20 protein-coding genes are annotated in these 22,745 nt (G+C 73.7%); 6 read left to right on the forward strand and 14 right to left on the reverse strand.

The features are described from left to right. The 7 genes from HJC40_RS19495 to HJC40_RS19525 are packed head-to-tail and all read right to left on the reverse strand — an operon-like array spanning position 1 to position 8,267. Positions 1-1,383 (reverse strand): PfkB family carbohydrate kinase, encoded by a 1,383-nt coding sequence (locus HJC40_RS19495; RefSeq protein WP_250002578.1) that lies wholly within the window; start codon positions 1,381-1,383, stop codon positions 1-3. Further along, on the reverse strand, positions 1,380-2,009 hold the full coding sequence (locus tag HJC40_RS19500; RefSeq protein WP_250002579.1) for an SIS domain-containing protein: 630 nt from the start codon (positions 2,007-2,009) through the stop codon (positions 1,380-1,382). Before HJC40_RS19500 ends, HJC40_RS19495 begins: the two co-directional genes overlap by 4 nt. Next, the gene (locus HJC40_RS19505; RefSeq protein WP_250002580.1) at positions 2,009-3,229 is read right to left on the reverse strand and encodes a glycosyltransferase; all 1,221 of its coding nucleotides are present in this window, start codon (positions 3,227-3,229) and stop codon (positions 2,009-2,011) included. Before HJC40_RS19505 ends, HJC40_RS19500 begins: the two co-directional genes overlap by 1 nt. Continuing rightward, on the reverse strand, positions 3,214-4,140 hold the full coding sequence (locus HJC40_RS19510) for a glycosyltransferase (protein ID WP_250002581.1): 927 nt from the start codon (positions 4,138-4,140) through the stop codon (positions 3,214-3,216). Before HJC40_RS19510 ends, HJC40_RS19505 begins: the two co-directional genes overlap by 16 nt. Then, the gene (locus HJC40_RS19515; protein WP_250002582.1) at positions 4,137-5,705 is read right to left on the reverse strand and encodes an HAD-IIIA family hydrolase; all 1,569 of its coding nucleotides are present in this window, start codon (positions 5,703-5,705) and stop codon (positions 4,137-4,139) included. Before HJC40_RS19515 ends, HJC40_RS19510 begins: the two co-directional genes overlap by 4 nt. Then, on the reverse strand, positions 5,698-6,639 hold the full coding sequence (locus tag HJC40_RS19520) for a glycosyltransferase (protein ID WP_250002584.1): 942 nt from the start codon (positions 6,637-6,639) through the stop codon (positions 5,698-5,700). The genes HJC40_RS19515 and HJC40_RS19520 overlap by 8 nt, the downstream gene beginning before the upstream one ends. Then, complete coding sequence (locus HJC40_RS19525) at positions 6,636-8,267, reverse strand: carbamoyltransferase C-terminal domain-containing protein (RefSeq protein ID WP_250002585.1); 1,632 nt, start codon at positions 8,265-8,267, stop codon at positions 6,636-6,638. The genes HJC40_RS19520 and HJC40_RS19525 overlap by 4 nt, the downstream gene beginning before the upstream one ends. A gap of 129 nt (positions 8,268-8,396) precedes the next feature. Between HJC40_RS19525 and HJC40_RS19530 the strand changes: the two genes are divergently transcribed. Beyond that, positions 8,397-9,803: an aldehyde dehydrogenase gene (locus HJC40_RS19530; protein WP_250002983.1), complete on the forward strand. Its 1,407-nt coding sequence runs from the start codon at positions 8,397-8,399 to the stop codon at positions 9,801-9,803. 4 nt (positions 9,804-9,807) lie between these two features. Here the strand turns inward: HJC40_RS19530 and HJC40_RS19535 are convergent, their stop codons facing one another. The 5 genes from HJC40_RS19535 to HJC40_RS19555 form a co-directional block, all read right to left on the reverse strand. Continuing rightward, positions 9,808-10,653 (reverse strand): glycosyltransferase, encoded by an 846-nt coding sequence (locus tag HJC40_RS19535; RefSeq protein ID WP_250002587.1) that lies wholly within the window; start codon positions 10,651-10,653, stop codon positions 9,808-9,810. A gap of 59 nt (positions 10,654-10,712) precedes the next feature. After that, positions 10,713-11,660: a TIGR03557 family F420-dependent LLM class oxidoreductase gene (locus HJC40_RS19540; protein ID WP_250002589.1), complete on the reverse strand. Its 948-nt coding sequence runs from the start codon at positions 11,658-11,660 to the stop codon at positions 10,713-10,715. Between the two features lie 84 nt (positions 11,661-11,744). Further along, positions 11,745-12,404: a DUF3618 domain-containing protein gene (locus HJC40_RS19545; RefSeq protein WP_250002591.1), complete on the reverse strand. Its 660-nt coding sequence runs from the start codon at positions 12,402-12,404 to the stop codon at positions 11,745-11,747. Beyond that, positions 12,380-12,802, reverse strand: a complete 423-nt coding sequence (locus HJC40_RS19550) for a phage holin family protein (protein WP_250002592.1) — start codon at positions 12,800-12,802, stop codon at positions 12,380-12,382. Before HJC40_RS19550 ends, HJC40_RS19545 begins: the two co-directional genes overlap by 25 nt. Further along, positions 12,799-13,698, reverse strand: a complete 900-nt coding sequence (locus HJC40_RS19555; RefSeq protein ID WP_250002593.1) for a hypothetical protein — start codon at positions 13,696-13,698, stop codon at positions 12,799-12,801. Before HJC40_RS19555 ends, HJC40_RS19550 begins: the two co-directional genes overlap by 4 nt. Before the next feature lie 203 nt (positions 13,699-13,901). Here HJC40_RS19555 and folP point away from each other — a divergent pair, with 203 nt between their 5' ends. Beyond that, on the forward strand, positions 13,902-14,768 hold the full coding sequence (folP, locus tag HJC40_RS19560) for a dihydropteroate synthase (RefSeq protein WP_250002594.1): 867 nt from the start codon (positions 13,902-13,904) through the stop codon (positions 14,766-14,768). Here the strand turns inward: folP and HJC40_RS19565 are convergent, their stop codons facing one another. After that, a complete protein-coding gene (locus HJC40_RS19565) occupies positions 14,769-15,326 on the reverse strand; it encodes a TetR/AcrR family transcriptional regulator (RefSeq protein ID WP_250002595.1) in 558 nt (185 codons plus the stop codon). A 74-nt stretch (positions 15,327-15,400) separates the two neighbouring features. Between HJC40_RS19565 and HJC40_RS19570 the strand changes: the two genes are divergently transcribed. The 4 genes from HJC40_RS19570 to HJC40_RS19585 all read left to right on the forward strand — a co-directional run bounded on the left by HJC40_RS19570 (position 15,401) and on the right by HJC40_RS19585 (position 20,894). Then, positions 15,401-16,846 (forward strand): DHA2 family efflux MFS transporter permease subunit, encoded by a 1,446-nt coding sequence (locus HJC40_RS19570; protein ID WP_250002596.1) that lies wholly within the window; start codon positions 15,401-15,403, stop codon positions 16,844-16,846. Between the two features lie 155 nt (positions 16,847-17,001). Then, a complete protein-coding gene (locus tag HJC40_RS19575) occupies positions 17,002-17,262 on the forward strand; it encodes a hypothetical protein (protein ID WP_250002597.1) in 261 nt (86 codons plus the stop codon). Then, the gene (locus HJC40_RS19580; RefSeq protein WP_250002598.1) at positions 17,259-19,448 is read left to right on the forward strand and encodes a bifunctional polysaccharide deacetylase/glycosyltransferase family 2 protein; all 2,190 of its coding nucleotides are present in this window, start codon (positions 17,259-17,261) and stop codon (positions 19,446-19,448) included. Before HJC40_RS19575 ends, HJC40_RS19580 begins: the two co-directional genes overlap by 4 nt. Positions 19,449-19,505: 57 nt before the next feature. Then, positions 19,506-20,894 carry a serine/threonine-protein kinase gene (locus tag HJC40_RS19585; protein ID WP_250002599.1) on the forward strand — a complete coding sequence of 463 codons (1,389 nt, stop codon included), beginning with the start codon at positions 19,506-19,508 and terminating at the stop codon, positions 20,892-20,894. Positions 20,895-20,906: 12 nt separating this feature from the next. On the opposite strand, the gene HJC40_RS19590 is transcribed toward HJC40_RS19585, so the two are convergent. After that, on the reverse strand, positions 20,907-22,673 hold the full coding sequence (locus HJC40_RS19590) for a LamG domain-containing protein (RefSeq protein WP_250002601.1): 1,767 nt from the start codon (positions 22,671-22,673) through the stop codon (positions 20,907-20,909). Positions 22,674-22,745 lie beyond the last annotated feature (72 nt).

The raw sequence follows: 22,745 nt of genomic DNA on the forward strand, positions 1-22,745 counted from the left end.
CTACCTCCGGGTGGGTGCGGCCTGAGCCGCGGCGATGGTGCGGGTGGTCGAACGGCCGTCGAGGTAGGGCACGAAGACGGTCTGCCCGCCCCAGCGTTCGACGAGTTCGGATTCGGGGACGGAGTCGTAGTCGCCGCCCTTGACCCAGACGTCCGGTCGCAGCCAGGTCAGCACGGCCTCGGGGGTGGCCTCGTCGAAGACCACGACGGCGTCGACGCAGTCCAGGGCGGCGAGCAGGCGGCTGCGGTCGTTCTGCGAGTTGAGCGGGCGCTCCGGGCCCTTGAGCCCGCGGACCGAGTCGTCGCTGTTGAGGCAGACGATCAGGCAGTCGCCGAGCTTGCGGGCGGCCCGCAGGGTGGCCAGGTGACCGACGTGGAGCAGGTCGAAGCAGCCGCCGGTGGCCACCACGGTCCCGCCCCGGGCCCGCACCTCGGCGGCGAGCTTGCCGACCTCCTCGGCGCCGATCCGCTCGGGGGCCTGCTCCACCGGCTCGGCCGGTGGGGCCAGCGCCGCGCTCACGCCGCCCGCGGCGACGTAGGTCGAGGCGGCCTCGACCGCCTGCTGGACGGCCTCGGAGACCAGCGCCCCCTGGGCCAGCGCGAGCGCGGCGGTCGCGGCGAACCGGTCGCCCGCGCCGCAGGTGTCGCCGTCCGCGACCGCCGGGGCCGGCACGACCAGCGGCGTCTGGCCCGAGTGACACAGCACCGCGCCGTCGGGGCCGCAGGTCACCACGACCGCGCCGGCCCGCCAGTGCTGCCGCAGGGCCTGACCGCCGCGCTGGGCCGCGGCCAGGGTCGAGCCGCCACCGGCGTCGCCGGAGAGCTTGCGGACCTCGGCCAGGTTGGGGGTGACCAGCCGGGCGTTGGGCACCGGCTGGGGGCCGTTGGGGTGCGGGTCCCAGACGATCGGAGCCTTGGTCTCGCCGAGCGCGCGACGCAGCGCCGGGTGCCGGGCCACGCCCCGCCCGTAGTCGCTGACCAGGATCGCCTTGGCCCCGCGGAGCAGCTCCAGGACCGCCTCGGCGGCCTCGCCGGGCGGCTGCGGCTCGCCTCCGCGGTCGAGGCGCAGCAGGACCTGGCCGTCGGCGCGCAGGCGCACCTTCTCCGGCGTGGAACCGGGCAGCGGCAACGCGTACACCCGGACCCCGGCCTCGGTCAGCAGCTCGCTCAGCCGGGCGCCGCCGGCGTCGTCGGCCAGCGCGGTGACCAGGGCGACCTCCTCCCCGGACTGGGCGGCCAGCAGCGCGGCCAGCCCGGCGCCGCCGGGACGCTCGGACACGTGCTCCTCGTCGAGCACGGGCGCCGGGGCGTCCGGGGCGACCCGGCGGACGCTTCCGTTCACGTCCCGGTCGAGCAGGGTGTCGCCGACGATGACCAGACTCATACGCCGACCTCCACCTTGAAGTCCGCGAAAGGGGCCTCGCGGTGTCCTCCGAGCACCGCGGGCAGCGCCCGGTCGAGGTACTCGCACATCAGGTGGACCGCGACCAGGTGCAGCTCCTGCACGACCTGGCTCTCCGGGGAAGGGCAGCGCAGCGCCTCGTCGGACGCGTCGGCCAGCGGGCCGTCCGGGCCGGTCATCGCCCAGGTCCGCAGGCCGCACTCCTTGGCCGCCCGCACGGCGGCCAGCAGGTTGGGGCTGCGCCCGCTGGTCGACAGCGTGAGCAGCACGTCGCCGGGACGGCCGTGGGCCCGCACCTGCCGGGCGAAGATCTCGTCGAAGCCGTAGTCGTTGCCGATCGCGGTGACCGCCGACGAGTCGGGGGTGAGCGCGATCGCCGACAGCGGCCGCCGCTCGGTGCGCAGCCGGCCGACCAGCTCGGCCGCGAGGTGCTGGGCCTCGGCGGCGCTGCCGCCGTTGCCGGCGACCAGCAGACGACCGCCCTGCCCCAGGTGCCAGGCCAGGTCGGCGCCCCACTGGGCCAGCTGCGCCGACCGGGCGCGGAAGGGGATGATGGCCGCGGCCAGCGCGGTCAGGTGGTCGTCGGTGAGGGTGAGATCGTGATCCATCAGGCGACTGCCTCCCGGGTGGGTTCGGTGGCGACCCCGGCGACGCTCGCGTAGACCTGAGCGAGCCGGTCCGCTATACGGGGCCAGGCATAGGAGTGGAGGGCGCGGTCGACGGCGGCGGCCGCGTAGGACAGGCGGCGCACCTCGTCGCCGACGAGCCGGCGCAGCGTGACCCCGAGGCCGGCCGGGTCGCGCGGGGCCACCAGGTCGCCGGTGACGCCGTCGACCACGGTGTCGGCCAGCCCGCCGACCGAGGTCGCGACGACCGGGACGCCGCAGGCCATCGCCTCGAGGGCGGTGAGGCCGAACGGCTCGTACCAGGGGGTGGCGGCCAGCACGTCGGCCGAGCGGTACCACTGCGGCATCTCGTGCGACGGGACCGCCCCGGCCAGCACGACGCGGCCGCCGACGTTGCTCGTCTCGGCCAGGCGGCGCAGCTTGCGGGCGTACGGGTCGCTTTCGAGATCGCCCCCGGGCGGCCCGCCGACCACGACCAGCTCGGCCCGCGGCACGCCGGGCAGGGCGCGGATGAGGTCCTCGACGCCCTTGCGCTCGACCAGCCGGGCCACGGTCAGGATCCGGATCACGCTCCGATCGCGCGGCACGGACGGGCCGTCGGGGCTGAACCGCTCGACGTTGACGCCGGACGGCACCAGAGTCATCTGCGAGCGCGGGACGCCGAGGCGCAGCAGCTCGCGCACCTCGTCCTGACACTGCACGATGACCCGGTCGACGGCCCGGCCGAGCTCCCGCTCGTAGGCGACCCGGCGCGGCGGGCTGGTGTCGGCCGAGCCCTGGTGGCGGCGCTTGACCGAGCCGAGCGCGTGGTACGTCTGCAGCACCGGCACGTCGCAGCGCCGGCCGGCGGTGACCGCGGCCAGCCCGCTCATCCAGAAGTGCGCGTGCGCGACGTCGGGCCGCCACTCGGTACGCCAGTGCTCGGCCAGCCACTCGGCGAAGGCTCCCATGTGCGGCAGCAGCTCGTCCTTGCCCAGCACGCTCGCCGGCCCGGCCGGCACGTGCACGACGTCGATCCGCTCGCCCATCGGCATCACCGTGGGCAGGTCGGCGCTGTCGCGGCGCGTGTAGACCCGCACCTCGTGCCCGGCCGCCGCCAGCGCCCCGGCCAGCTCGGCCACGTGCGCGTTCTGACCGCCGGCGTCGATGCCACCGAGCGCGGCGAGCGGGCTGGCGTGTTCCGAGATCATCGCGATGCGCATGTTTCCTCCTCGAGCAGCCGGTCCCAGTCCGCGAGGAACCGGTCCAGGCCGTAACGGGCGAGGGCGACCTGGCGGGCCCGGGCGCCGAGGCTGCGGGCCGCGGCGTCGTCCTCGAGCAGCCAGTGCGCGGCCTCGACGAGCGTGGCGACGCGGGTGTCGAGCACCCCGGCGTCGGGCGGCACCGCCACCACCGCCTCGGTGGTGGCCAGGCCGATGACCGGCATGCCCATCTGCATCGCCTCGATCAGGCTCAGGCCGAGCGAGGTCCAGCGGCACAGGTGCAGGTACGCCCGGCGGCGGGCGACCTGGGTGTGCATCTCGTGCTGCGGCGGGTCGTCGTACGGCGTGATCCGGTCGCCGCGCAGCCCTTCGACACCCATGCCGAAGACGTCCACCGGCGCCACCGAGGCGAACCGCGGGAACAGGTCGGTGCCGGTGACCCGCTGCCGGCGTACGGGCTCGTTGGTGACCACGGCGAAGTGGCCGAGCTCGCCGGTCCAGCGCGCCTTGGGCTCCACGATGCCGTGCTCGATGACCGTGGTCCGGGTCGCGCCGGTGTCCCAGAACAGGTCGTTGAAGTCGGTCACGTGGGCGATCACGAGGTCGTCCCGGTCGGCCATCGGGTGCCGGCTGGACGGCACGTCGCCCTTGGGGGTGTTGTGCTCGAGGTAGATGACCGGCACACCCTTGGGGACGAGCTCGAGTTCCTCGGGGCGCTGCACGATGGCGATGTCGACGTCGCGGATCTCCTCGAGCGGCAGTTCCTCGGCCGTGGCGGGCCAGTCGAAGGTGCGGGCCCGGCCACGCCCCCAAGCGTCGCGGGCGTCGTTGACGGGGATCAGGTAGCGGTGCTTGCCCTGGACGAAGGAGGTGGTCCAGGAGCCGTGCACGTGCCAGAGCAGGATGTTCACGCGGCGGCCTCGGCAATCTCGGCGGGGGCGGCGAGCCGCGCGACGGCGGCGACCACCTCGGCCGGCTCGATGGTGGACAGGCAGGGGTGGCCGTCGACCGGGCAGGTCGTGGCCCGGGTGTCACGGCAGGGGGCGGCGGAGTCGCCGAGCCGGACGTTCGGGACGCGGTAGGGGCCCCATTGCCCGTACGGGACGGTGGGGGCGTACAGGCTGACGACCGGCGTGCCGACGGCCGCGGCGAGGTGGGCCGGACCGGTGTTGGCGACGACCAGGGCGGTCGCGTCGGCCAGGATCGCCGCGAGCTCAGCCATCGACGTCCGCCCGACCTGCTCGCCCGCCGTGCCGGCGACGTAGGCGGCCAGGTGACGCTCGTCCGGGCCGCCGGTCACCAGCACCCGGTGGCCGGCGTCGGCCAGCCCGGCGACGATCCGGCGCATCGCCTCGGGCGGGACCGAGCGGGCCTCGCAGCTCGCTCCCGGGTGGACGACGACGTACTCGCCGGCGCGCTTGGTGGCGGCGGTGACCCGCAGCCGGCCGTCGTCGCCCGGTGGCAGGGCGAATCCGGCGGCGGCGGCCACGCTGCGCGCGCGTTCCGGTTCGGGCACCCCGGCCGGTACGCCGCGGTGGCGCACGTCGAGCAGGGAGCCCGGGTAGTCCTCACTGATCGCGGTGATCCGGCCGACTCCGGCCGTCCGCAGGATCAGCGCCAGCGGCAGCGCCGACTGGTGGAACGAGGTGAAGACGACCGCCTCGGACGCGCCGGTGGCCCGCAGCCGCTCGGTGAGGGCGGCGACGTCGGCCGGGTCGACCGGGCCGGGCTGGGGGTCGATCCAGGGCAGCCGCCACTCGACGAGCTCGTCGACGCCGGGCAGCAGTTCGGCGGCGTGCCGGCCGCGGGGCCCGCAGAGCATCACCACCCTGTCCGCGCCGGCGGCCACGGCGCGGATCGCCGGCCCGGTGACCAGCACATCCCCGGCCGAGTCGGACCGGACGACCAGGACCGTCCGGCCGCGCGAGGACCGTGGCGCGGGAGTGACCAGGGCTTCCCGCTCGAGGATGAGGTCGGCGGCGGCCTCGATGGTGGCGGCGACCGCGGGCGCGGCGGCGACCTCACCGGGCAACGTGACCGGGGTGGGCACCAGGATCGCGGCCGCGCCGGCGGCCTGGGCCGCTTCGGCGTCGCGCCCGATGTCACCGACCAGCACGCAGCGGGCCGGGACGGTGCCGAGGGCAGCCGCCGCGGCGACGACCATGCCGGGGGCGGGCTTGCGGCAGCGGCAGCCGGCGGTGTCGTCGTGCGGGCAGATCTGCCAGTCGTCGAACGGGCCGAGCAGATCCTCGACCCGGCGGTTGACCGCGGCGAGCTGATCGGCGGTGAACCGGCCCCGGGCCAGACCGGACTGGTTGGTCACGACGCCGATCCGCAGACCGGCCGCGCGCAGCCCGTCGAGCGCCGCCCGGGCCCCCGGCATCGGCTCGACCAGCTCGGGGTCGCCGTTGTAGGGCACGTCGACGATGAGGGTGCCGTCCCGGTCGAACAGCACCGCGTCGAAGAGCTCAGCCACGGGCGCGCCACCGCCACCAGCCGAGCCCGTAGTGGAAGGTGGCCACCGGCGGGATGACCGCGCTGGTGACCAGCATGGTGCCCACCTCGCGGGCGTCCCGGGGGCCGGGCGTGATCCGGGCCGCGGCGAACTCGGCGGTGCCGGCGGCCCAGGCCAGAGCGGCCAGCGCGGCCAGCCGGGGGCGGCGGGCGGCCGCGGCGGCGAGCGCGGTCAGGCCGGCGACGGTGATCGCCACGTGCCGGGGACGCCGGCCGGGCGGGATCTCGAGCCGCTCGCGCCAGGCCGGGCCGTAGAGCCGGCGCAGCAGCGCGTCGTCGGCGTTGCCGCGCTGGGTGCGGACGCTGACCCAGGGGCTCTCCGGCCGGACCGGGTGGGTCACCCGCCGGGCACCCCGCCGCAGCGTCCAGCCCTCCCGGCGTACGCGGTAGGCCAGCTCGGCGTCCTCCCGGAAGGCCCGCGGCAGCCGCTCGTCGAAGCCGCCGCAGCGCTCCAGCGCGTCGCGCCGGTAGGCCATGTCGGCGGTGATCCAGGCGCCGTCGGCCAGCCCGGCGGTGACCCGCTCCCAGTCGGTCGGCCGCCGGTGGTCCGGCAGCGGGACCCGCAGCACGCCCTGCACCCCGCCGACGCCGGCACCCGCCGCGGCCAGGTCCTCGGCCAGCCGGTCGGCCCAGTCCGGGTCGGGCACGACGTCGTCGTCGAGGAAGGCCACCCAGTCGTGCTTGGCGGCGCGCCAGCCCACGTTGCGGGCGGCGGCCGGCCCCCGGGCCGGTCCGGGCAGGACGGTGGCGTCCACGTCCAGCGGCTCGGGCGCGCCGGGACGGTCGTCGACGACCAGCAGCTCGAAGCCGTGCTTGGCCACGCCCGGCGCGATCGCGTCCAGAAGGGTGCCGAGACTCGGGCGGCCGAGCGTCGGCACGACGACGGACGCCGTCACGCGCCGAACGCCTTCGCCCGGTGCACCGCGAACGGCCCGATCGCCAGGAGGTCGACCGGCGCCGAGCCGAACAGCTCCATCGCCTCGCGCGGGGTGTCCACCATGGGCCGCCCGGCCGTGTTGAGCGAGGTGTTGACCACCACGGGCAGGCCGGAGAGCCGCTCGAACTCGGTCAGCATCTCGGCCACCAGCGGCTCGGTCTCGGTGTGGACGGTCTGCACGCGGGCCGTGCCGTCGATGTGGGTGACCGCGGGGATGCGGTCCTTCCACTCGGCTTTGACCTTGTGCACGAACAGCATGTACGGGCTGGGGTAGACGCCGGTGAAGATGTCGTCGAAGCGCTCGGCCCGCACCATCGGCGCGATCGGCCGGAACTGCTCGCGGCCCTTGACGTTGTTCATCCGGGTCTGGGTGTCCTGGTCGCCGGGGTGCGCCAGCAACGAGCGGTGGCCCAGCGCCCGCGGGCCGTACTCGCTGCGTCCCTGGTACCAGGCGACGATGCCGTTGTCGGCGAGCACCCGGGCCGCCTCGGCGGCGATCGACTCGGGCCGGGTGTAGGGCAGCGCGGCCCGCTTCAACTCGGCTTCGAGCTCCTCGTCGGTCCACCCGCGACCCAGCGCGGCGGTGCCGAACGGCACGTTCTTGCCGTGGACGGCGAGGGCGGCGCCCAGCGCGGTGCCGGAGTCGCCGGCGGCCGGCTGGACCCAGACCCGCTCGAACGGCCCCTCGGCGGCGATCCGCGCGTTGGCCACGCAGTTGAGCGCGGTGCCGCCGGCCATGGTCAGGGTCCGGAGCGTGCCGCCGGACGCCTCGAACGTCCAGCGGGCCAGGTCGAGCAGCACCTCCTCGAGGCGCACCTGCACGCTCGACGCCAGGTCGGCGTGCGCCTCGGTCATCTCGCCGTCGGCCGTCCGCGCCTTGGCCAGCGCGTCCCAGTCGATGCGGTCGATCTGGAAGCCGCCGTCCTCGGTGGGCCGGACCAGCTCGCGCAGCAGGCTGAGGAACTTCGGCTTCCCGTACGAGGCGAGCGCCATCACCTTGTACTCGTCGCTCGAGTGCAGGAAACCCAGGTGGCGGGTCAGGTCCTCGTAGAGCAGCCCGAGCGAGTGCGGCAGCTCCTGGCTCTTGAGGACCTCGAGCTCACCCCCGCGATAGGCGCCGGCCAGGTGGCTGGCCACCTCGCCGCGCCCGTCCAGGACGAGCACCGCGCTGTCCTCGGGCACCGACAGGCCGGCCGAGGCGGCGTGCGCGACGTGGTGCGGGACGAAACGGACCTGCTCGGGGTCGAGGCCGGGCAGCGCCGAGGCGAGGAACTGCGGCGCGCGGCGGGCGTAGTCGACCCGCAGGTGGTCCCACGGGTCGTTCAGCCCGAGGTCGGCGGCGTCACGGGTCAGACCCGGATCGAACGAGTAGGCGACCGCGTCCAGGTCCCCCGGGCGCAGTCCGGCCTGCTCGAGACACCAGGCGGCGGCCAGCTCGGGCAGCTCCCAGGCGGCGAACGGGACCGGGCGCTTGCCGTGCTTGCGGCGGCTGAACCGCTCCTCCTCGGCCGCCGCCACCACCTGACCGTCGACGATCAGCGCGGCGGCCGGATCATGGAAGATCGCATTGATTCCCAGGACTCGCATGGCGCGCCGGATACCCAGGGATCTCGCCGTTACTCCCAAGATCATTGACTTCTTGCAAATAAAATTATGGCACTCTGACCTGCACTGATAGTGCGTTTGGATCCGTTGCTCCAGGGCAAACGCCGGGGCATGTACGACGTGGAGCAATACGTGGCCGGCGCCTGGAACCCAGGCGGATCAGGCCGGACGATGACCGTTCTCAACCCCGCGGACGACACCCCCGTGACCGCGGTGCCGATCTCCGGCGACGCCGACGTGGAGGCCGCCGTCCGGGCCGCGCGGGCGGCCACCCAGCAGTGGGCCGCGACCGCCCCGGCGGCCCGCGCGGCCGCCGTGCACGCGGCGGCGACGGCGATCGAGGAGGCGGCCGACGACCTGGCCGCGATCATGACCGCCGAGATGGGCAAGCCGGTCGACGGCTCCCGCGAGTCCATCCTGGCCGGGGTGGGCACGCTGCGGCAGTACGCCGAGCTGGGCCCGACCCACCGCGGGCGCACGCTGGCCGGCAACGACGAGGCGATCGACCTGATGGCCTACGGCCCGCGCGGGGTGGTCGCGGTGATCACCCCGTGGAACGACCCGGTCGCGGTGTCCTGCGGGCTCCTGGGGGCCGCCCTGGTCACCGGCAACACCGTGGTCTACAAGCCGAGCGAGCGGACGCCCGCGACCGGGTGGCGCCTCGCGCAGTTGCTCGCCCCGCACTTTCCCGAGGGGGTGTTCAATCTGCTCAACGGCGACGGCCAGGCCGGCGCGGCCCTGGCCGCCTCCCCGGTCGACGTGGTGGCCCAGGTCGGCTCGACCGCGACCGGCCGCTCGATCGCCGCGGCCTGCGCCCGCACCGGCGCCAAGGCCCTGCTCGAGAACGGCGGCAGCGACCCGCTGATCGTGGACGCCGGGGTCGACCCGGTCTGGGCGGCGTCGCAGGCCGCGGTCGGGTCCTTCGTCAACTCCGGGCAGATCTGTGTCGCGGTCGAGCGCATCTACGCCCACCGCGACGTCGCCGAGGCCTTTGTGGCCGCCCTGGCTGCCGAGGCCGACAACTGGGCTCCCCAGATCGGCCCGATGGTCGACAAGCGGATGCGCGACGCGGTCGACGAGCAGGTGCAGCAGGCGGTCAAGGAGGGCGCCCGGGTGCTGCGGGGCGGCGCCGCGCCGGCCGGGCCCGGTTCGTACTACCCGCCCACGGTGCTGGCCGACTGCACCGACGACATGGCGGTCGTGCGCGAGGAGACGTTCGGCCCGGTCGCGCCGGTGGTCGTCGTCGACTCGTTCGACGAGGCCCTGGAGCGGGCCGCCGACTCGCCGTACGGGCTGGCCGCGACCGTGCTGACCCGGTCGATGAGCAACGCCCAGCAGGCCTGGCGGCGGCTGCCCACCGGCACCGTGAAGGTCAACGCCGTGTTCGGCGGCGCGCCGGGCGGCGCCGCCCACCCCCGCGGCGGCAGCGGTCAGGGCTTCGGCTTCGGCCCCGAACTTCTCGACGAGATGACGGCGACCAAGGCCGTGCACATCGAGGCCCCGCCCACCGGCTGGTAGGAGGCTAGGCGAGCCGCCGCAGGTCGCTCTCGATCTGCGGCGGCAGCGGGCTGCGGCGCCGGCGGGCCCAGCCGGCCTGGCGGAGCGCGTCGGCCGTGCCGAGCAGGTTCTCGCGGGCGGCCGACGCGACGGTGCGGGCCACCACCGCGGGCGGCCGGCGCAGCATCGCGGTCAGCACCTTGTTGCGGGTCTCGACGCGGGCCCGGGCGCCGTTGTCCCGCCCGGCGGCCTGCGGCAGGTGGCGGACGACCAGCTCGTCGACGTACGAGAGCTCGTGCCCGGCCGCGGCCAGGTCCATCGCGAGCAGCCCCTCCTCGCCGTAGACGAAAAGCCGGGGCTCGAAGCCGCCGGCCGCGAGGAAGGCATCGCGCCGGACGATCACCGAACAGGCCAGGAAGCCCAGCACCGACGGCCCGGCCGCCCCGGCCGGCGTACCCAGCGGCGAGGCGGCCATCTCGGCCGACACCGGATCGAGCCGCCCCTCGGCCCCGACCAGCACCCGAGCCGCCAGCAGGGCCGCCCGCGGGTGCTCCCGCAGCAGCTCGGCAGCCCGGGCCAGCGACCCCGGGGTCCAGTACGAGTCGTCGTCGGCGAAGGCGACGAACGGCGTCCGGGCCCGCTCGACGCCGACATTGCGGGCGGCCGCGCCGCGGTTCTCCCCGAGCCGCACCACGTCGACGCCCGGGAACAGCGGCTGCGGCTCGTCCGATCCGTTGTCGACCAGGATCGTGCGGGCCCGGTGGTGCGGGAAGGTCTCGAGCAGACGGCGCGCCCGGTTACGCGTGGCGACCACGACGGTCACCTCGTCGGTCTCGAGCTCGGTGCCGTAGATCTCGGGAGTCAGCGTCACGAGGATCGCCTATACCCGTCTCACCCGCCCGCAAGCCCCCTGATCGAGTGACGTCACCGTCACAGATGGCCCTTGAGCTCCTTGGCGAAGAAGTCGAGGAAGCCGTCCGGGTCGGGACCGGCGTTCATCAGGACGATGTGGTCGTAGCCCGCGTCCTTGTACTCGCCGACCATCTGCACATACGGCTCCGGGTCGGGGCCGACGGCGAACTTCTCGGCGATGTCCTCGGGCCGCACGGTCGCCGCGGCAGCTTCGAAGTTGACCGGGTTGGGCAGCTCGGCCATCACCTTCCAGCCGGTCACGGCCCACCGCGTGGTCTCGTGCGCGGCCTTCACCGCCGCCTCCGCGGTCGGCGCCCAGGCCACCGACGCCTCGGCGTACTTGGGGCCGGAGCCGCCCGCGGCGGTGAACGTCTCGACCAGGTCGGCCCGCGGCTCGGTCGCGAACAGACCGGTGCCGTGGGTCGCGGCCAGCTCGGCGGCCTGCTTGCCGCCGGCCGCGACGGCGATCACCGGCAGCTTCGACGGCAGGTCGAACACCTGGGCGTCCTCCAGCTGCAGGTGCTTTCCCTCGTACGACTGGTAGCCGCCCGACCAGAGCAGGTTGATGATGTCGAGGGCCTCGATGAGCCGCTCGTGCCGTCCCCGCACACTCGGGAAGCCCTGGCCGACCACGTGCTCGTTGAGCCGCTCGCCGGCGCCGATGCCGAGCGTGAAGCGGTCGTCCGAGATGATCGCCAGGGTCGCGGCCGCCTGGGCGATGATCGCCGGGTGGTAGCGCACGGTCGGGCAGGTCACGCCGGTGGCGATGCCGAGCCGGTCGGTCTGCACGGCGATCGCGCTCAGCACGTTCCAGGCGAACGGCGAGTGACCCTGCACGTCGAGCCACGGGTGGTAGTGGTCGCTGATCTCGACGAAGTCGAATCCGGCCTGCTCGGCGCGGATCGCCTGGCGAATCAGTTCCTTGGGTCCGAAGGCCTCCGCGGCCAGCTTGTATCCGAATCTCATACTGGTTGAGCTTCCCCGGCTGAACCGGCACAAACACGTCCGAGCCGGCCCCGTGACGGGGACCGGCTCGGAGACGGGATCAGATCAGGAAGCGGCCGAACGGGCCTGCTCCTTCACGTCCTGCGCGTTGGACTGCGCGGTGCTCTTGGTCGTCTGGACGGCGTCCTGCGCGGTCTGCTTGACCTGGCCGACGGCCTCCTGAGCGGTGCCCGCGAGGTCGTCCTTCATCTCGGCGGCGACGTCCTTGACCTTGTCGGTCAGGTCACCGCTGTGGTCCTTGATCTGCTGGCCGGCGCGCTTCTCGGCGTCGCTGACCGGGATCAGGGTCGAGGCGAGCAGGCCCACGCCGAACGCGATGATGCCGGCCGCGAGCGGGTTGCCCTGGGTCTGCGAGGTGACGGCCTGCGGGGCGCTGCGCACAGCGTCGGCCGCCTGGTGCGCCTTCTCGCTCGCCACGTCGCCCACCTGCGAGGCCTTGTCGCTCACCGTGCTGCCCACGGACGAGGCCGTGTCGCTGACCGAGCTGCCCACCGCCGAGGCCTTGTCGCTCACGGTGCTGCCGACCGAGGATGCCTTGTCCCCCACCGTCGAACTGGTACCCATTACCTTCTCCTTCACCGCCGACCAGCGTCGCTGCGCGACCTTGGTCGGGCTCGTCTTGTTGGCCAGCAGGTCGACGTCGCGGGTGAGCGACGCCCGGGTCTCTTCGATCTGCTGCCTCAGCCGGTCGGGTTCTTCAGCCATTGGGCGTCCTCCTTGAGCGTGTCGACGGTGCGGCGGGGCATGGGGTCGACGGTCTTGAGCTTCTTCTTACCGGTCATGAAGAGAACGCCACCGATCGCCGCCCACAGGACGGCGACGATCAGCGCCGCCCAGCCCGCGGGCATGACGGCGTCGAGCGCGAACACCAGGGCGAAGCTGAGCAGGACGACGGCCAGGTAGCCGGCGAACGCCGCGCCACCGAGCATCCCGCCGGCCTTGCCGGCCTTGGACGCCTCCTGCTTGAGCTCGGCCTTGGCCAGCTCGACCTCCTGGCGGAACAGCTGCGAGAGGTCGTTGCTGATGTTGCCGATCATCTCGCCGACCGAGGTCTCGGAGACCTCTTCGGCGTCGATCCGGTCGTGCGGGTACGGTGCGGTCATCGCGGGCGCTCCGGGCTCTCGACCACGTACTCCTCACGGACAACGGGGGTGCCGGTGCCGGTGGACGTGTACTCGGTCGTGCTGGCGTAGCCCGGGCCGGTGGTGTAGTCGGCGCCGGTCGTGCCGGTCGTCCCGGTGGCGTAGTCAGGGGTCGGCGTCACGGGAGCCGCCGGGTAACCGGCGCCGGTGCCCGCGGCCGGGTAGCCGGTCTCGACGCCGGTGGTGGTGGCGGAGTAGCCGCTGCCGGTGCCGGACACGAAGGAATCGCTGCTGGGCTTGGCCACACCGGCGTCCGAGTCGGCCTTGGCGACGACCTTGCCCAGCCGGCCCACGACGAAGCCCGCGGCCAGCGCGGTGGCCAGGAAGGCGCCGGGACGGCGACGGGCGAAGTCCTGCACCTCGCGCAGCACGCCGTCGGGGCCGTTACGGTCGAGGTAGTCGGCGAACTGACGGCCACCCTCGGCCACCCGCGTGACCACGGCCGAGGCCGGCGAGTCGCCGCGGTCGCCGCGCATCTCGTCGAGCTGGTCGGCGGTCTGGCGGATCGTGCTCACCAGCTTGTCGTTCTGGCTGCGAGCCTGGTCGGTGACCCGCCCACGGACCTCGGAAGCGAGGTTGCTGGCCTGGGCCTTGGCCTCCTGGCCGACCCGCGCGGCCTGCTCCTTGGCGGTGTCCTTCACATCGACGGCCGCGTCCTTGGAAGCCTGCCCGGTCTGCGCCGCGACCTCCTTGGCCTTCTCCTTGGCGCCGGAACCGCCGCCGGAACCGGACTGGTCACCGTAGGTCGCGGTGGTCGTCTCGGTGGCGTAGGCCTGCGTCGGATAGTCGGTCGTGAGCGGCACGTCGACGCCGTAGGCGTCGTCCGGCCGGCGAACGCCCGATGGCACGTCACTCATGGGGATTCCTCCAAAGGGGATTCGTCTTTGTGCCTACGCCCTTACAGCTACCCGATCGGTGACTCCGCCATTCATACTTTCCGTACTGCAATAAAGGTGAATCTGCGCCGCATAGTCCGCCGAAAAGCGGGTACACACGATGGCCTTTTTAAATCTTGCACCGCTCGAAAACCGCCCTCGCAACCCTGTTACGCTGCACACTCGTGAGTGAGCCCAACCGCGCCCGGACCATCGGCGGCCGCCCGTTCGATTTCTCCCGGCGCGTCGCGGTGATGGCCATCGTCAACCGCACTCCGGATTCCTTTCACGACCGTGGCCGCACGTTCGCGCTCGAAAAGGCGATCGAGGCGGTGACGGCGGCGGCCGACGCGGGCGCCGATTGGATCGACGTCGGCGGAGTGCCCTTCGCGCCCGGCCCCGAGGTGAGCGCGGCCGAGGAGCTCGACCGGGTGCTGCCCGTGGTGGAGGCCGCCCGCGCCCGCACCGTGGTCTCGGTCGACACGTTCCGCCCCGAGGTCGCCGCCGAGGTCATCCGGGCCGGCGCCGGGGTCGTCAACGACACCTCGGGACTGCGCGACCCGGCCATGGCCGACGTGGTCGCCGGCACCGACGCGCAACTGGTCATCACCCACAGCCTGGCCCCGCCGCGCACCCTCTGGCCGAGCCCGAAGTACGGCGACGTCACCACCGAGGTGACGGAGTTCCTGCGCGGGCGGGTCGCGGTGGCGCTCGACCGGGGCGTACGGCCGGATCAGATCATCGTCGATCCGGGCCACGACCTGAACAAGAACACGTACCACTCGCTGGAGCTGACCCGCCGGCTCGACGAGATCGCCGCGATCGGCTACCCGATGCTCGCCGCGGTCAGCAACAAGGACTTCATCGGCGAGACGCTCGGCGCCGATCAGCCCGACCGTCTGGCCGGGACCCTGGCCGCCGTCGTCTTCTGCGTGCTGCACGGCGCCCGCGTCGTCCGGGTGCACGACGTCCGGGCCACCGTCGACGCCGTCCGCATGACCGAGGCGATGCTGGGCTGGCGCGAACCCCTCGAGGCCCGCCACAACGTGTAGCTAACGCTTCTTGTCGAGCCCTTCGATGCTGCTCACCAGGTCGGCCGACCACGGCTGGAGCGGCACCGCGTCGGGGCCGAGGATCCGCATCGCGCCAAGGCAGGTGAGCAGCATGCCGGTCGCGAAGAAGTCGCGCGTCTCCTCGGCCGTGGCGCCGGTCAGTTCCCGGACAACGTCGTAGAGGCGGCCGAAACAGGCGCGCACCGGGTCGCCGATGGCCGGGTCCCCGGCGGCCGCGAAGCCGTGCAGCAGCATGGTGATCAGCTCGGGCTGGGCCAGCAGTTCCGCGTACGCCTCGCCCAGGCTCGCCAGGGTCGGCTCGCGCTCGGCGGCTCCGCGCCAGGTCGCCTCGATGCGGTCGCCGGCCTGCCGCACGGCGGCCAGGAACAGCTCCTGCTTCGTCCGGAACAGCCGGATGACGTACGGCTGGGAGACACCGGCCAGCCGGGCCACCTGATCCGTCGTCGTACCGGCGTAGCCGCGCTGGCTGAACGCGGTGACGGCGGCAGAGATCAATTGTTCCTGGCGTTCCTCGGCGGTGAGGCGGGTTCGGGTCACAGTTGACAGGTTATCAGTCAATAACTAACGTGGCGATCGTAGTTATCAGTGAATAACAACTAGGGGAGAAACTGATGGCCACCGTCCTCGAGGCACCCGGCGCCGGGCCCCGGCGCCGCACCCGGCCGCTCGGCTGGGTGCTGGCCGCCGTCGGCATCCCGACCTTCATGGTCACGCTCGACAACCTGGTGGTGAGCACGGCGCTGCCGGTGATCCGGGCCGACCTGGGTTCCTCGCTCACCGACCTGCAGTGGTTCGTGAACGCGTACACGCTGCCGTTCGCCGCCTTCCTGCTCACCGCGGCCGCCCTGGGCGACCGCATCGGCCGCCGCCGGATGTTCATCGCCGGCCTGATCGTCTTCACGCTCGCCTCGGCCGCCGCCGCCCTGGCCGCCGAGTCGTGGCAGCTCACCGCGGCCCGGGCCGTCCAGGGCCTGGGCGGAGCCGCGGTCGCCCCGCTGTCGCTCACCCTGCTCGCCGAGGCGGTCCCCGACCGCCTGCGGACGGCGGCCGTCGGCATCTGGGGCGGCATCAGCGGGCTCGGCGTCGCGGTCGGCCCGGTCGTCGGCGGCGCGGTCGTCGAAGGCCTCGACTGGCACTGGATCTTCTGGCTCAACGTTCCGATCGGCGTCGTCGCCATCGTGCTGGCCCTGACGGTCCTGGGCGAGTCCCGCGGTGGCGCCCGGCGCCTCGACCCGCTCGGCCTGGTGCTTTCGGCGGCCGGCATGCTGCTGGTCATCTGGGGTGTCGTCGACGGCCCCGACCACGGCTGGACCTCGGCCCGGGTCCTGGCGATGCTGATCGGCGGCGGCGCGCTGCTGGCCGCGTTCCTCGCCTGGCAGGCCCGCAACCCGGCCCCGATGCTGCCGCTGCGCCTGTTCCGCTCGGCCGGCTTCAGCCTGGTCAACGCCGTGACCCTGACCTTCTCGGCCGGCGCGTTCGGCTCGGTCTTCCTGCTCGCCCAGTTCTTCCAGGTGGTGCAGGGCCTCAGCCCGCTCGACGCCGGCCTGCGCACCCTGCCCTGGACCGCCGCGCCGATGATCGTCGCTCCGCTGGCCGGGCTGTTCGGCGACCGGATCGGCCAGCGCGCGCTGATCTTCACCGGCCAGGTCTTCCTGGCCGCCGGCATCCTGTGGATCGGCCTGGCCACCGGCCCCGACGTCTCGTACGGGAGCCTGGTCGTCGCCTTCGCCCTGGCCGGCGTCGGCATGGGCCTGACCTTCGCTCCGATCAGCACGGTCGCCCTGGCCAGCGTGTCCGAGCAGGACCGCGGGGTGGCCTCCGGCGTCAACAACACGATCCGCGAGGTGGGCGTGGCCGCCGGCGTCGCCGCCCTGGCCTCGATCTTCAGCACGTACGGCGGCTACACCAGCCACCAGTCCTTCGTCGACGGCCTGCGTCCCGCCGTCGTCGTGGGGGCGATCATCGTCGCCGTCGGCGCCGTGCTCGCCCTCGGACTGCCCCGCCGGCGGCCAACGGCACCCGAAAGGGGGACGGCCTCCAGCCAAGAAGGTCGCTGACGGTCCTCCACGGTGGCCTTTGCCCGGTTTGCCGACCCGCGCGCCTCCGCCGGGAGGTGCGTAAGTCGCGCATATCTTCTAGCTTCGATGGTGTGGCGGAGGAACCGAACATCGGTCGGGCGTCCGTCGGACGCCGGTCCCACGGACGGGCGCGGGTGGGTCGCGCGGTCGGCAAGGCGCCGCTGCCCGAGAACGCCAGGACGCAGATGTTCACCGTGGGCGAGCCCGCCCCGCCCCCGGTCTTCGTCGATCCCACCGGAGGCCGGCGGCGGTGGCTGCGCCGGACGGCCTACGCGATCGGGATCCTGCTGGTCCTGGCCCTGATCACGATCTGGGTGTCCCAGCTGATCGAGCCGGCCCGGCCGCCGGCCCGCCCGTGCCCGAGCGCCGCGCCCGCGGGCAGCTGCCCGCGGTGACGGTCTACCGGTCCGCCCCGCCGCCGGGTGATCCGGGCGAGTCGACCGCCCGGCTGCCCCCGGTCCAGCGCCGGCGACGGATCCGCCGGCGCCGCGTGCTGGCAGGCGGGATCGGGCTGACCGTCCTGCTGCTGCTGGCGACCGTCATCCTGGTCTCGGTCTACACCGACGCGGGCTTCAGCCCGGACGGCACCACCCCGGCCTCGTCGGCCAACGGCAAGGTCCCGGCCGGCGTACGCGACGGCGGGCCGGTGATCGACCTGACCGGCGGGGGCGAGCCGCGGACGTACGGGATGCCGGCCCGGACGATCGCGCTGACCTTCGACGACGGCCCCGATCCGCAGTGGACGCCCAAGATCCTCGACGTGCTCGCGAAGCACCGCACACCGGCCACCTTCTTCGTCGTCGGCTCGCAGGTCGCGCGGCACCCCGGCATCGCCCAGCGGATCGCCCGCGAGGGCCACGAGCTCGGCGGGCACACGTTCACCCACCCCGACCTGGCCGAGCTGCCCGAGTGGCGGCGCGAGATGGAGAACTCGCAGACCCAGCTGGCCATCGCCAACGCCACCGGCCGGTCGACCTCGCTGATGCGGCCGCCGTACTCGTCGTTCGCCGACGCGCTCACCGACAAGGACTGGCAGACCGTGCAGGCGGTCGGCGCGCAGGGCTACCTGACCGTGCTCGACACCATGGACAGCGAGGACTGGAAGAGGCCCGGCGCCGGCGCGATCGTCCGCAACCTGACGCCCAAGGACACCGCCGGGCACATCGCGCTGCTGCACGACGCCGGCGGCGACCGGTCGCAGACCGTCGCGGCGCTGGACCGGCTGATCCCCCAGCTGCGCAAGCGCGGCTACCGGTTCAGCACGGTCAGCGCGGCGATCGGCGGCCCGGTCAACCCGCCGGCCGCCGACGACGCGGTGTGGCGCGGGCGGGCCCTGGTCTGGACCGTCGGCGTGGCCGACGCCGTGCTGGCCGTGCTGTGGGCCCTGCTGATCACCGCGGGCGGGCTGATCGTGATCCGCACCCTGATCCTGTTCCTGTTCGCCTGGCGCCATTCGCGCCACCGGCGCGACCCCGACTGGTCGTGGGGGCTGCCGGTCACCGCGCCGGTCACGATCGTCGTGCCCGCGTTCAACGAGGAGAAGACCATCGGGCCGGCCGTCCGGTCCCTCGCGCGGTCGGCCCACCCGGGTGTCGAGGTGCTGGTCGTGGATGACGGCTCCACCGACGGCACGGCCGAGGTGGTGCGACGGCTCGGGCTGGGCAACGTCCGGGTCGTCCGGATCCCTAACGGCGGCAAGGCCAACGCGCTCAACGCCGGGGTGGCGCTCTCGCGCAACGACCTGATCGTGATGGTCGACGCCGACACCGTGGTCGAGCCCGACGCCGTGCACCGGCTCGTGCAACCGCTGGCCGACCCGGCGGTCGGCGCGGTCGCCGGCAACGTCAAGGTCGCCAACCGGCGCGGGCTGATCGGCAAGTGGCAGCACATCGAGTACGTGATCGGCTTCAACCTGGACCGGCGCCTCTACGACACGTTTGGCTGCATCCCCACCATCCCGGGCGCCCTGGGCGCGTTCCGCCGGACCGCCCTGACCGAGTCGGGCGGGCTGAGCACCGGCACGCTGGCCGAGGACACCGACCTGACGATCGCGATCCACCGGGCCGGCTGGCGGGTCGTCTACGAGGAGTCGGCGAAGGCCTGGACCGAGGCGCCGGCCACGGCCCGGCAGCTGTGGCGGCAGCGGTACCGGTGGAGCTACGGCACGATGCAGGCGATGTGGAAGCACCGCGGGGCGGTCCGCGACCGGGGCCCGTCGGGCCGGTTCGGCCGCCGCGGCCTGCTCTTCATCGCGCTCTTCAGCGTGCTGCTGCCGCTGCTGGCGCCGCTGGTCGACCTGATGGCGGTCTACGGGCTGCTGTTCCTCGACCGCGAGATCACCGTCATCGGGTGGCTGACCATGCTGGTGGTGCAGGTGCTGACGGCGGTGCTGGCGTTCCGGCTCGACCGGGAGCCGTTGCGCCCGCTCTGGAGCCTGCCGCTGCAGCAGATCGTCTACCGTCAGGTCATGTACCTGGTGCTTCTGCACTCGGCGGTCGCGGCGGTCACCGGGCGGCGGCTGAAGTGGCAGACGATCGACCGCACGGGGGACCTCAGCTCCGCGCCCGTGCCCGGACGCTGACCGTGGCCGCCGGACCGCCGCGTATGTTGTGATCAGCGATCGGGTAGAGGAGGTGGCATGCCATCCCCAGGAGAGACGCTCGGTGATCGATACCGGTTGGACGATCGGATCGCGGCCGGCGGCATGGGTGAGGTCTGGCGGGCCACCGACACGGTGCTGGGCCGCGACGTCGCGGTCAAGACGCTGCACGCCGACCGGGCCGGCGACCCGGGCTTCCAGGAGCGGTTCCGCCACGAGGCCCGGTCGATGGCCGCGCTGCACCACCCGGGTGTGGCCGACGTGTACGACTTCGGCGAGACCGAGGGCGGCACCGACGCGTACATCGTGATGGCCCGGATCGACGGCCAGCCACTGACCGAGCGGATCGCCGAGCGGGGACGACTCACCCCGGCCGAGACCATGTCCGTGGTGGCCCAGGCGGCCCGCGCGCTCGAGGCCGCGCACGAGGCGGGCATCGTGCACCGCGACGTGAAGCCCAGCAACCTGATCATCAAGCCCGACGGCACCGTGGTGCTCGTCGACTTCGGGGTGGCCCGCTCGGCCTCCTCCTCGACGCTGACCGGCGCCCGCGAGGTCGTCGGCACGGCCATGTACATCGCCCCCGAGCAGGTCACCAAGGAGACGACCGGTCCACCGGCCGACCTCTACGCGCTCGGCGTGGTCGCCTTCCACTGCCTGGCCGGGCAGGCGCCGTTCACCGGCGACAACCCGATCGCCATCGCGATGCAGCACGTGAACGATCCGCCGCCCGAACTCCCCGACGACGTGCCGCCCGCCGTGCGAGCCGTCGTCCTGCGGGCCATGGCCAAGAACCCGGACGACCGTTTCCCCACCGCGGCGGCGATGGCCGACGCCGCCGACCGCGCCGTGTCGGGCGGCGACACCACCGCCATCCTGGCCGCTCCCCGGTACGCGGCGGTCCCCACGCCGACGACCCTGGCCGAGCCGCCCGCAATCCCCGGTGCCCGCTCCCCCGGCTCCCGCCGCACCCTGGTCGTGCTGGCCGCGGCCGGGGCGCTCGTCGTCATCGCGGCGGTGACGGCGATCGCCTTCGCCCTGGGCAACGAGGACAACAACGCCCCCGGCCCGACCACCCCGTCGGCCTCGGTGACCGGAACCGTCGGCAGCGGCGACGCTCCGGCCGCGACCACCGGCACCCGTCCGCGGACCCGCCCGGCCACGCCCTCGCCGACCAGGGCCACCACCCGGCCGGCCCCGCCGGCGAACCAGCCGTCCGATCCGGCCTCGGAGGCGCCGAGCAACCCGGGCCCGGGACCGGGCGAGTCGGAGCCCGGAGACACGACTCCCCCCGACGACCCCGGCACGTCGGCCGAGCCGCCCGGCGGCGGCAACGAGGGGCCCGGCGGCGGGAACGAGGGACCCGGCGGTGGCGAAGACGGACCGGGCGGCGGCGACGATGACGACACCGGGGCCGGATCGAACTGAGCCGGCCTCACCTCATCCGATGTGGATCCACACGTCGTCCAGAGCACCGTGGAACTGGTCGTTGTCGGCGCCGAGGCCCTTGCCCCCGAGGCTGAACGGCTGCGCGGACTCGATCGACAGCGCCTCGGGAACGGCCACGGTGACCTGCACCTGATCATCGACGGCGATCGCCAGCGTCGGCCCGGTGCGGCGGCATTCGAGGGAGTGCCACCGATCGTCGGCGATCGAGGCCCGGCTGCGGGCGACGTACGTGGTGCCGCCGGCCCGATCGGTCAGGGCGCAACTCGGCTTGCCCGAGACCCCGTCCACCTGCAACTTGTACTGGCCGCCGGCCGCCGCGTACCCCTTCTGCAGGATGTTCTGCCCGTCCGGCCCGCTCGCACCGGCCGGCGCGGACGCGAGCCGCACCCCGGCGCCGTACCGCAGCGGCCGGCTGCCCGGGTTGAGGTCGGGAGTCGCCTCGGCCCGCAGCACCAACCGCGGACAGCTGGCGCCCGAGCAGCGCGGCGGGAAGGTCAGCGCCTGCCCCGAACCGTGCGGCTCCATCGAGATCGTGCCTCCGTTGCGGGTCGCCGCCCGCAGCAGGTGACCGTGCCCCGACCCGTCGTCGAACGTCCCGTCGGCGATCGTCGAGTCGAAGTTGTACGAGGCCACGGGCCCGTCCGCCGGCGCCGACTCCCCCCGTGAGCGCATCCCGCCGAACGCGGCGTACCGCTTGCGCGTCACCGAACCGACCATGGTGAAATCGCCGACCGCGCTGATCGACCCCAGCGCCGCGCTCGTCGCGATCTGCCGGGTGCCGGCCACCCCGTTGGCCTGCGGCGCCCACGGCAGCAGATTCCCCTGCGCGTCGATCGCGGCCAGCTTGCCCCGCGGCACCGACCCGTCGGTGCACGTCCCCCGGGCGCCGTTGCTGGTGGTCGTGCACGCCTTGTCGAAGTGCCCGCCGACATATGTCGTGCCGTCCAGCACGGCGATCGCCTGCGCGTCACCGTCGAACACCCGGGTCCAGCGCGTGACACCCGCCGGCGTGTACGCCACGGCCCGCCCACCCTGCCCGCCGAGGGCGACATAGACCCCCGAGTTGTCGGCGGTGACCGCGAACACCTGCGACACCGGCTTGGGCACGAACGCCGGATCGGCCGCCCCCGTCACCGGGTCCACAGCAGACAGACGCAACGTCGACTTGACCTTGTTCGTCCGGTGGAACCGTCCCCCCACATACACCCGCCGCGACGTGACAGCGACGGCGTTCACCACGTCGTCGGTCGTCGGCGCCCACGGGTCGAGCGCGCCCGACCGCAGCGAGAAGGCCGCCAGGTTGCCGCGCGGCACCCCGTCCACCGCGATGATCCGCCCACCGACGTAGAGCCGCCCGTTGCCCGCCGCGAGCGCGTTGGGCTGCCCCACGACCGTGTGCCGCATCGGCGTCAGGACCCCGTTCGCCGCCCCGATCCCCGCCACCGCGTCCCGAGCCGTCCCGTTCACCTTGTCGAAGTCGCCTGCCGCGTAGACCACGTCCCCGGCCACGGCCAGCGCGCGCACATTGGCGTCGGCGCTGGGCTTCCAGTCCAGCAAGGCTCCGGTACGGGCATCGAGCGCCGCCAGCCGCGTCCGGGCGAAGCTCTTCCCACCCACGATCGCGTTCGTGAAGTTCCCGCCGACGTAGACCGTCGACCCCCGGTAGGCGACCGCGTACACCGGCCCGTTGAACGACGGCGAGCTCACCGGTTCCGGGGCGACCACCCCGGCGATGGCAGCGCCCCCCGTGGCGATCACGACGACACCCAGGGCGACAGTCAGGCTACGGCGGACGGCTTTTCGGATGTAAGGCACATTGCTCGTTAACTA

The sequence above is a fragment of the Actinoplanes sp. M2I2 genome, from assembly GCF_023544445.1.
GTDB lineage: Bacteria > Actinomycetota > Actinomycetes > Mycobacteriales > Micromonosporaceae > Actinoplanes.

Bases quoted from the DNA above. Each gene is read 5' to 3' on its own strand.
- HJC40_RS19500 (WP_250002579.1), bottom strand. From the start codon at position 2,009: ATGGATCACGATCTCACCCTCACCGACGACCACCTGACCGCGCTGGCC.
- HJC40_RS19525 (WP_250002585.1), bottom strand. From the start codon at position 8,267: ATGCGAGTCCTGGGAATCAATGCGATCTTCCATGATCCGGCCGCCGCG.
- HJC40_RS19505 (WP_250002580.1), bottom strand. From the start codon at position 3,229: ATGCGCATCGCGATGATCTCGGAACACGCCAGCCCGCTCGCCGCGCTC.
- HJC40_RS19585 (WP_250002599.1), top strand. From the start codon at position 19,506: ATGCCATCCCCAGGAGAGACGCTCGGTGATCGATACCGGTTGGACGAT.
- HJC40_RS19570 (WP_250002596.1), top strand. From the start codon at position 15,401: ATGGCCACCGTCCTCGAGGCACCCGGCGCCGGGCCCCGGCGCCGCACC.
- HJC40_RS19545 (WP_250002591.1), bottom strand. From the start codon at position 12,404: ATGGCTGAAGAACCCGACCGGCTGAGGCAGCAGATCGAAGAGACCCGG.
- HJC40_RS19550 (WP_250002592.1), bottom strand. From the start codon at position 12,802: ATGACCGCACCGTACCCGCACGACCGGATCGACGCCGAAGAGGTCTCC.
- HJC40_RS19495 (WP_250002578.1), bottom strand. From the start codon at position 1,383: ATGAGTCTGGTCATCGTCGGCGACACCCTGCTCGACCGGGACGTGAAC.
- HJC40_RS19555 (WP_250002593.1), bottom strand. From the start codon at position 13,698: ATGAGTGACGTGCCATCGGGCGTTCGCCGGCCGGACGACGCCTACGGC.
- HJC40_RS19540 (WP_250002589.1), bottom strand. From the start codon at position 11,660: ATGAGATTCGGATACAAGCTGGCCGCGGAGGCCTTCGGACCCAAGGAA.
- HJC40_RS19530 (WP_250002983.1), top strand. From the start codon at position 8,397: ATGTACGACGTGGAGCAATACGTGGCCGGCGCCTGGAACCCAGGCGGA.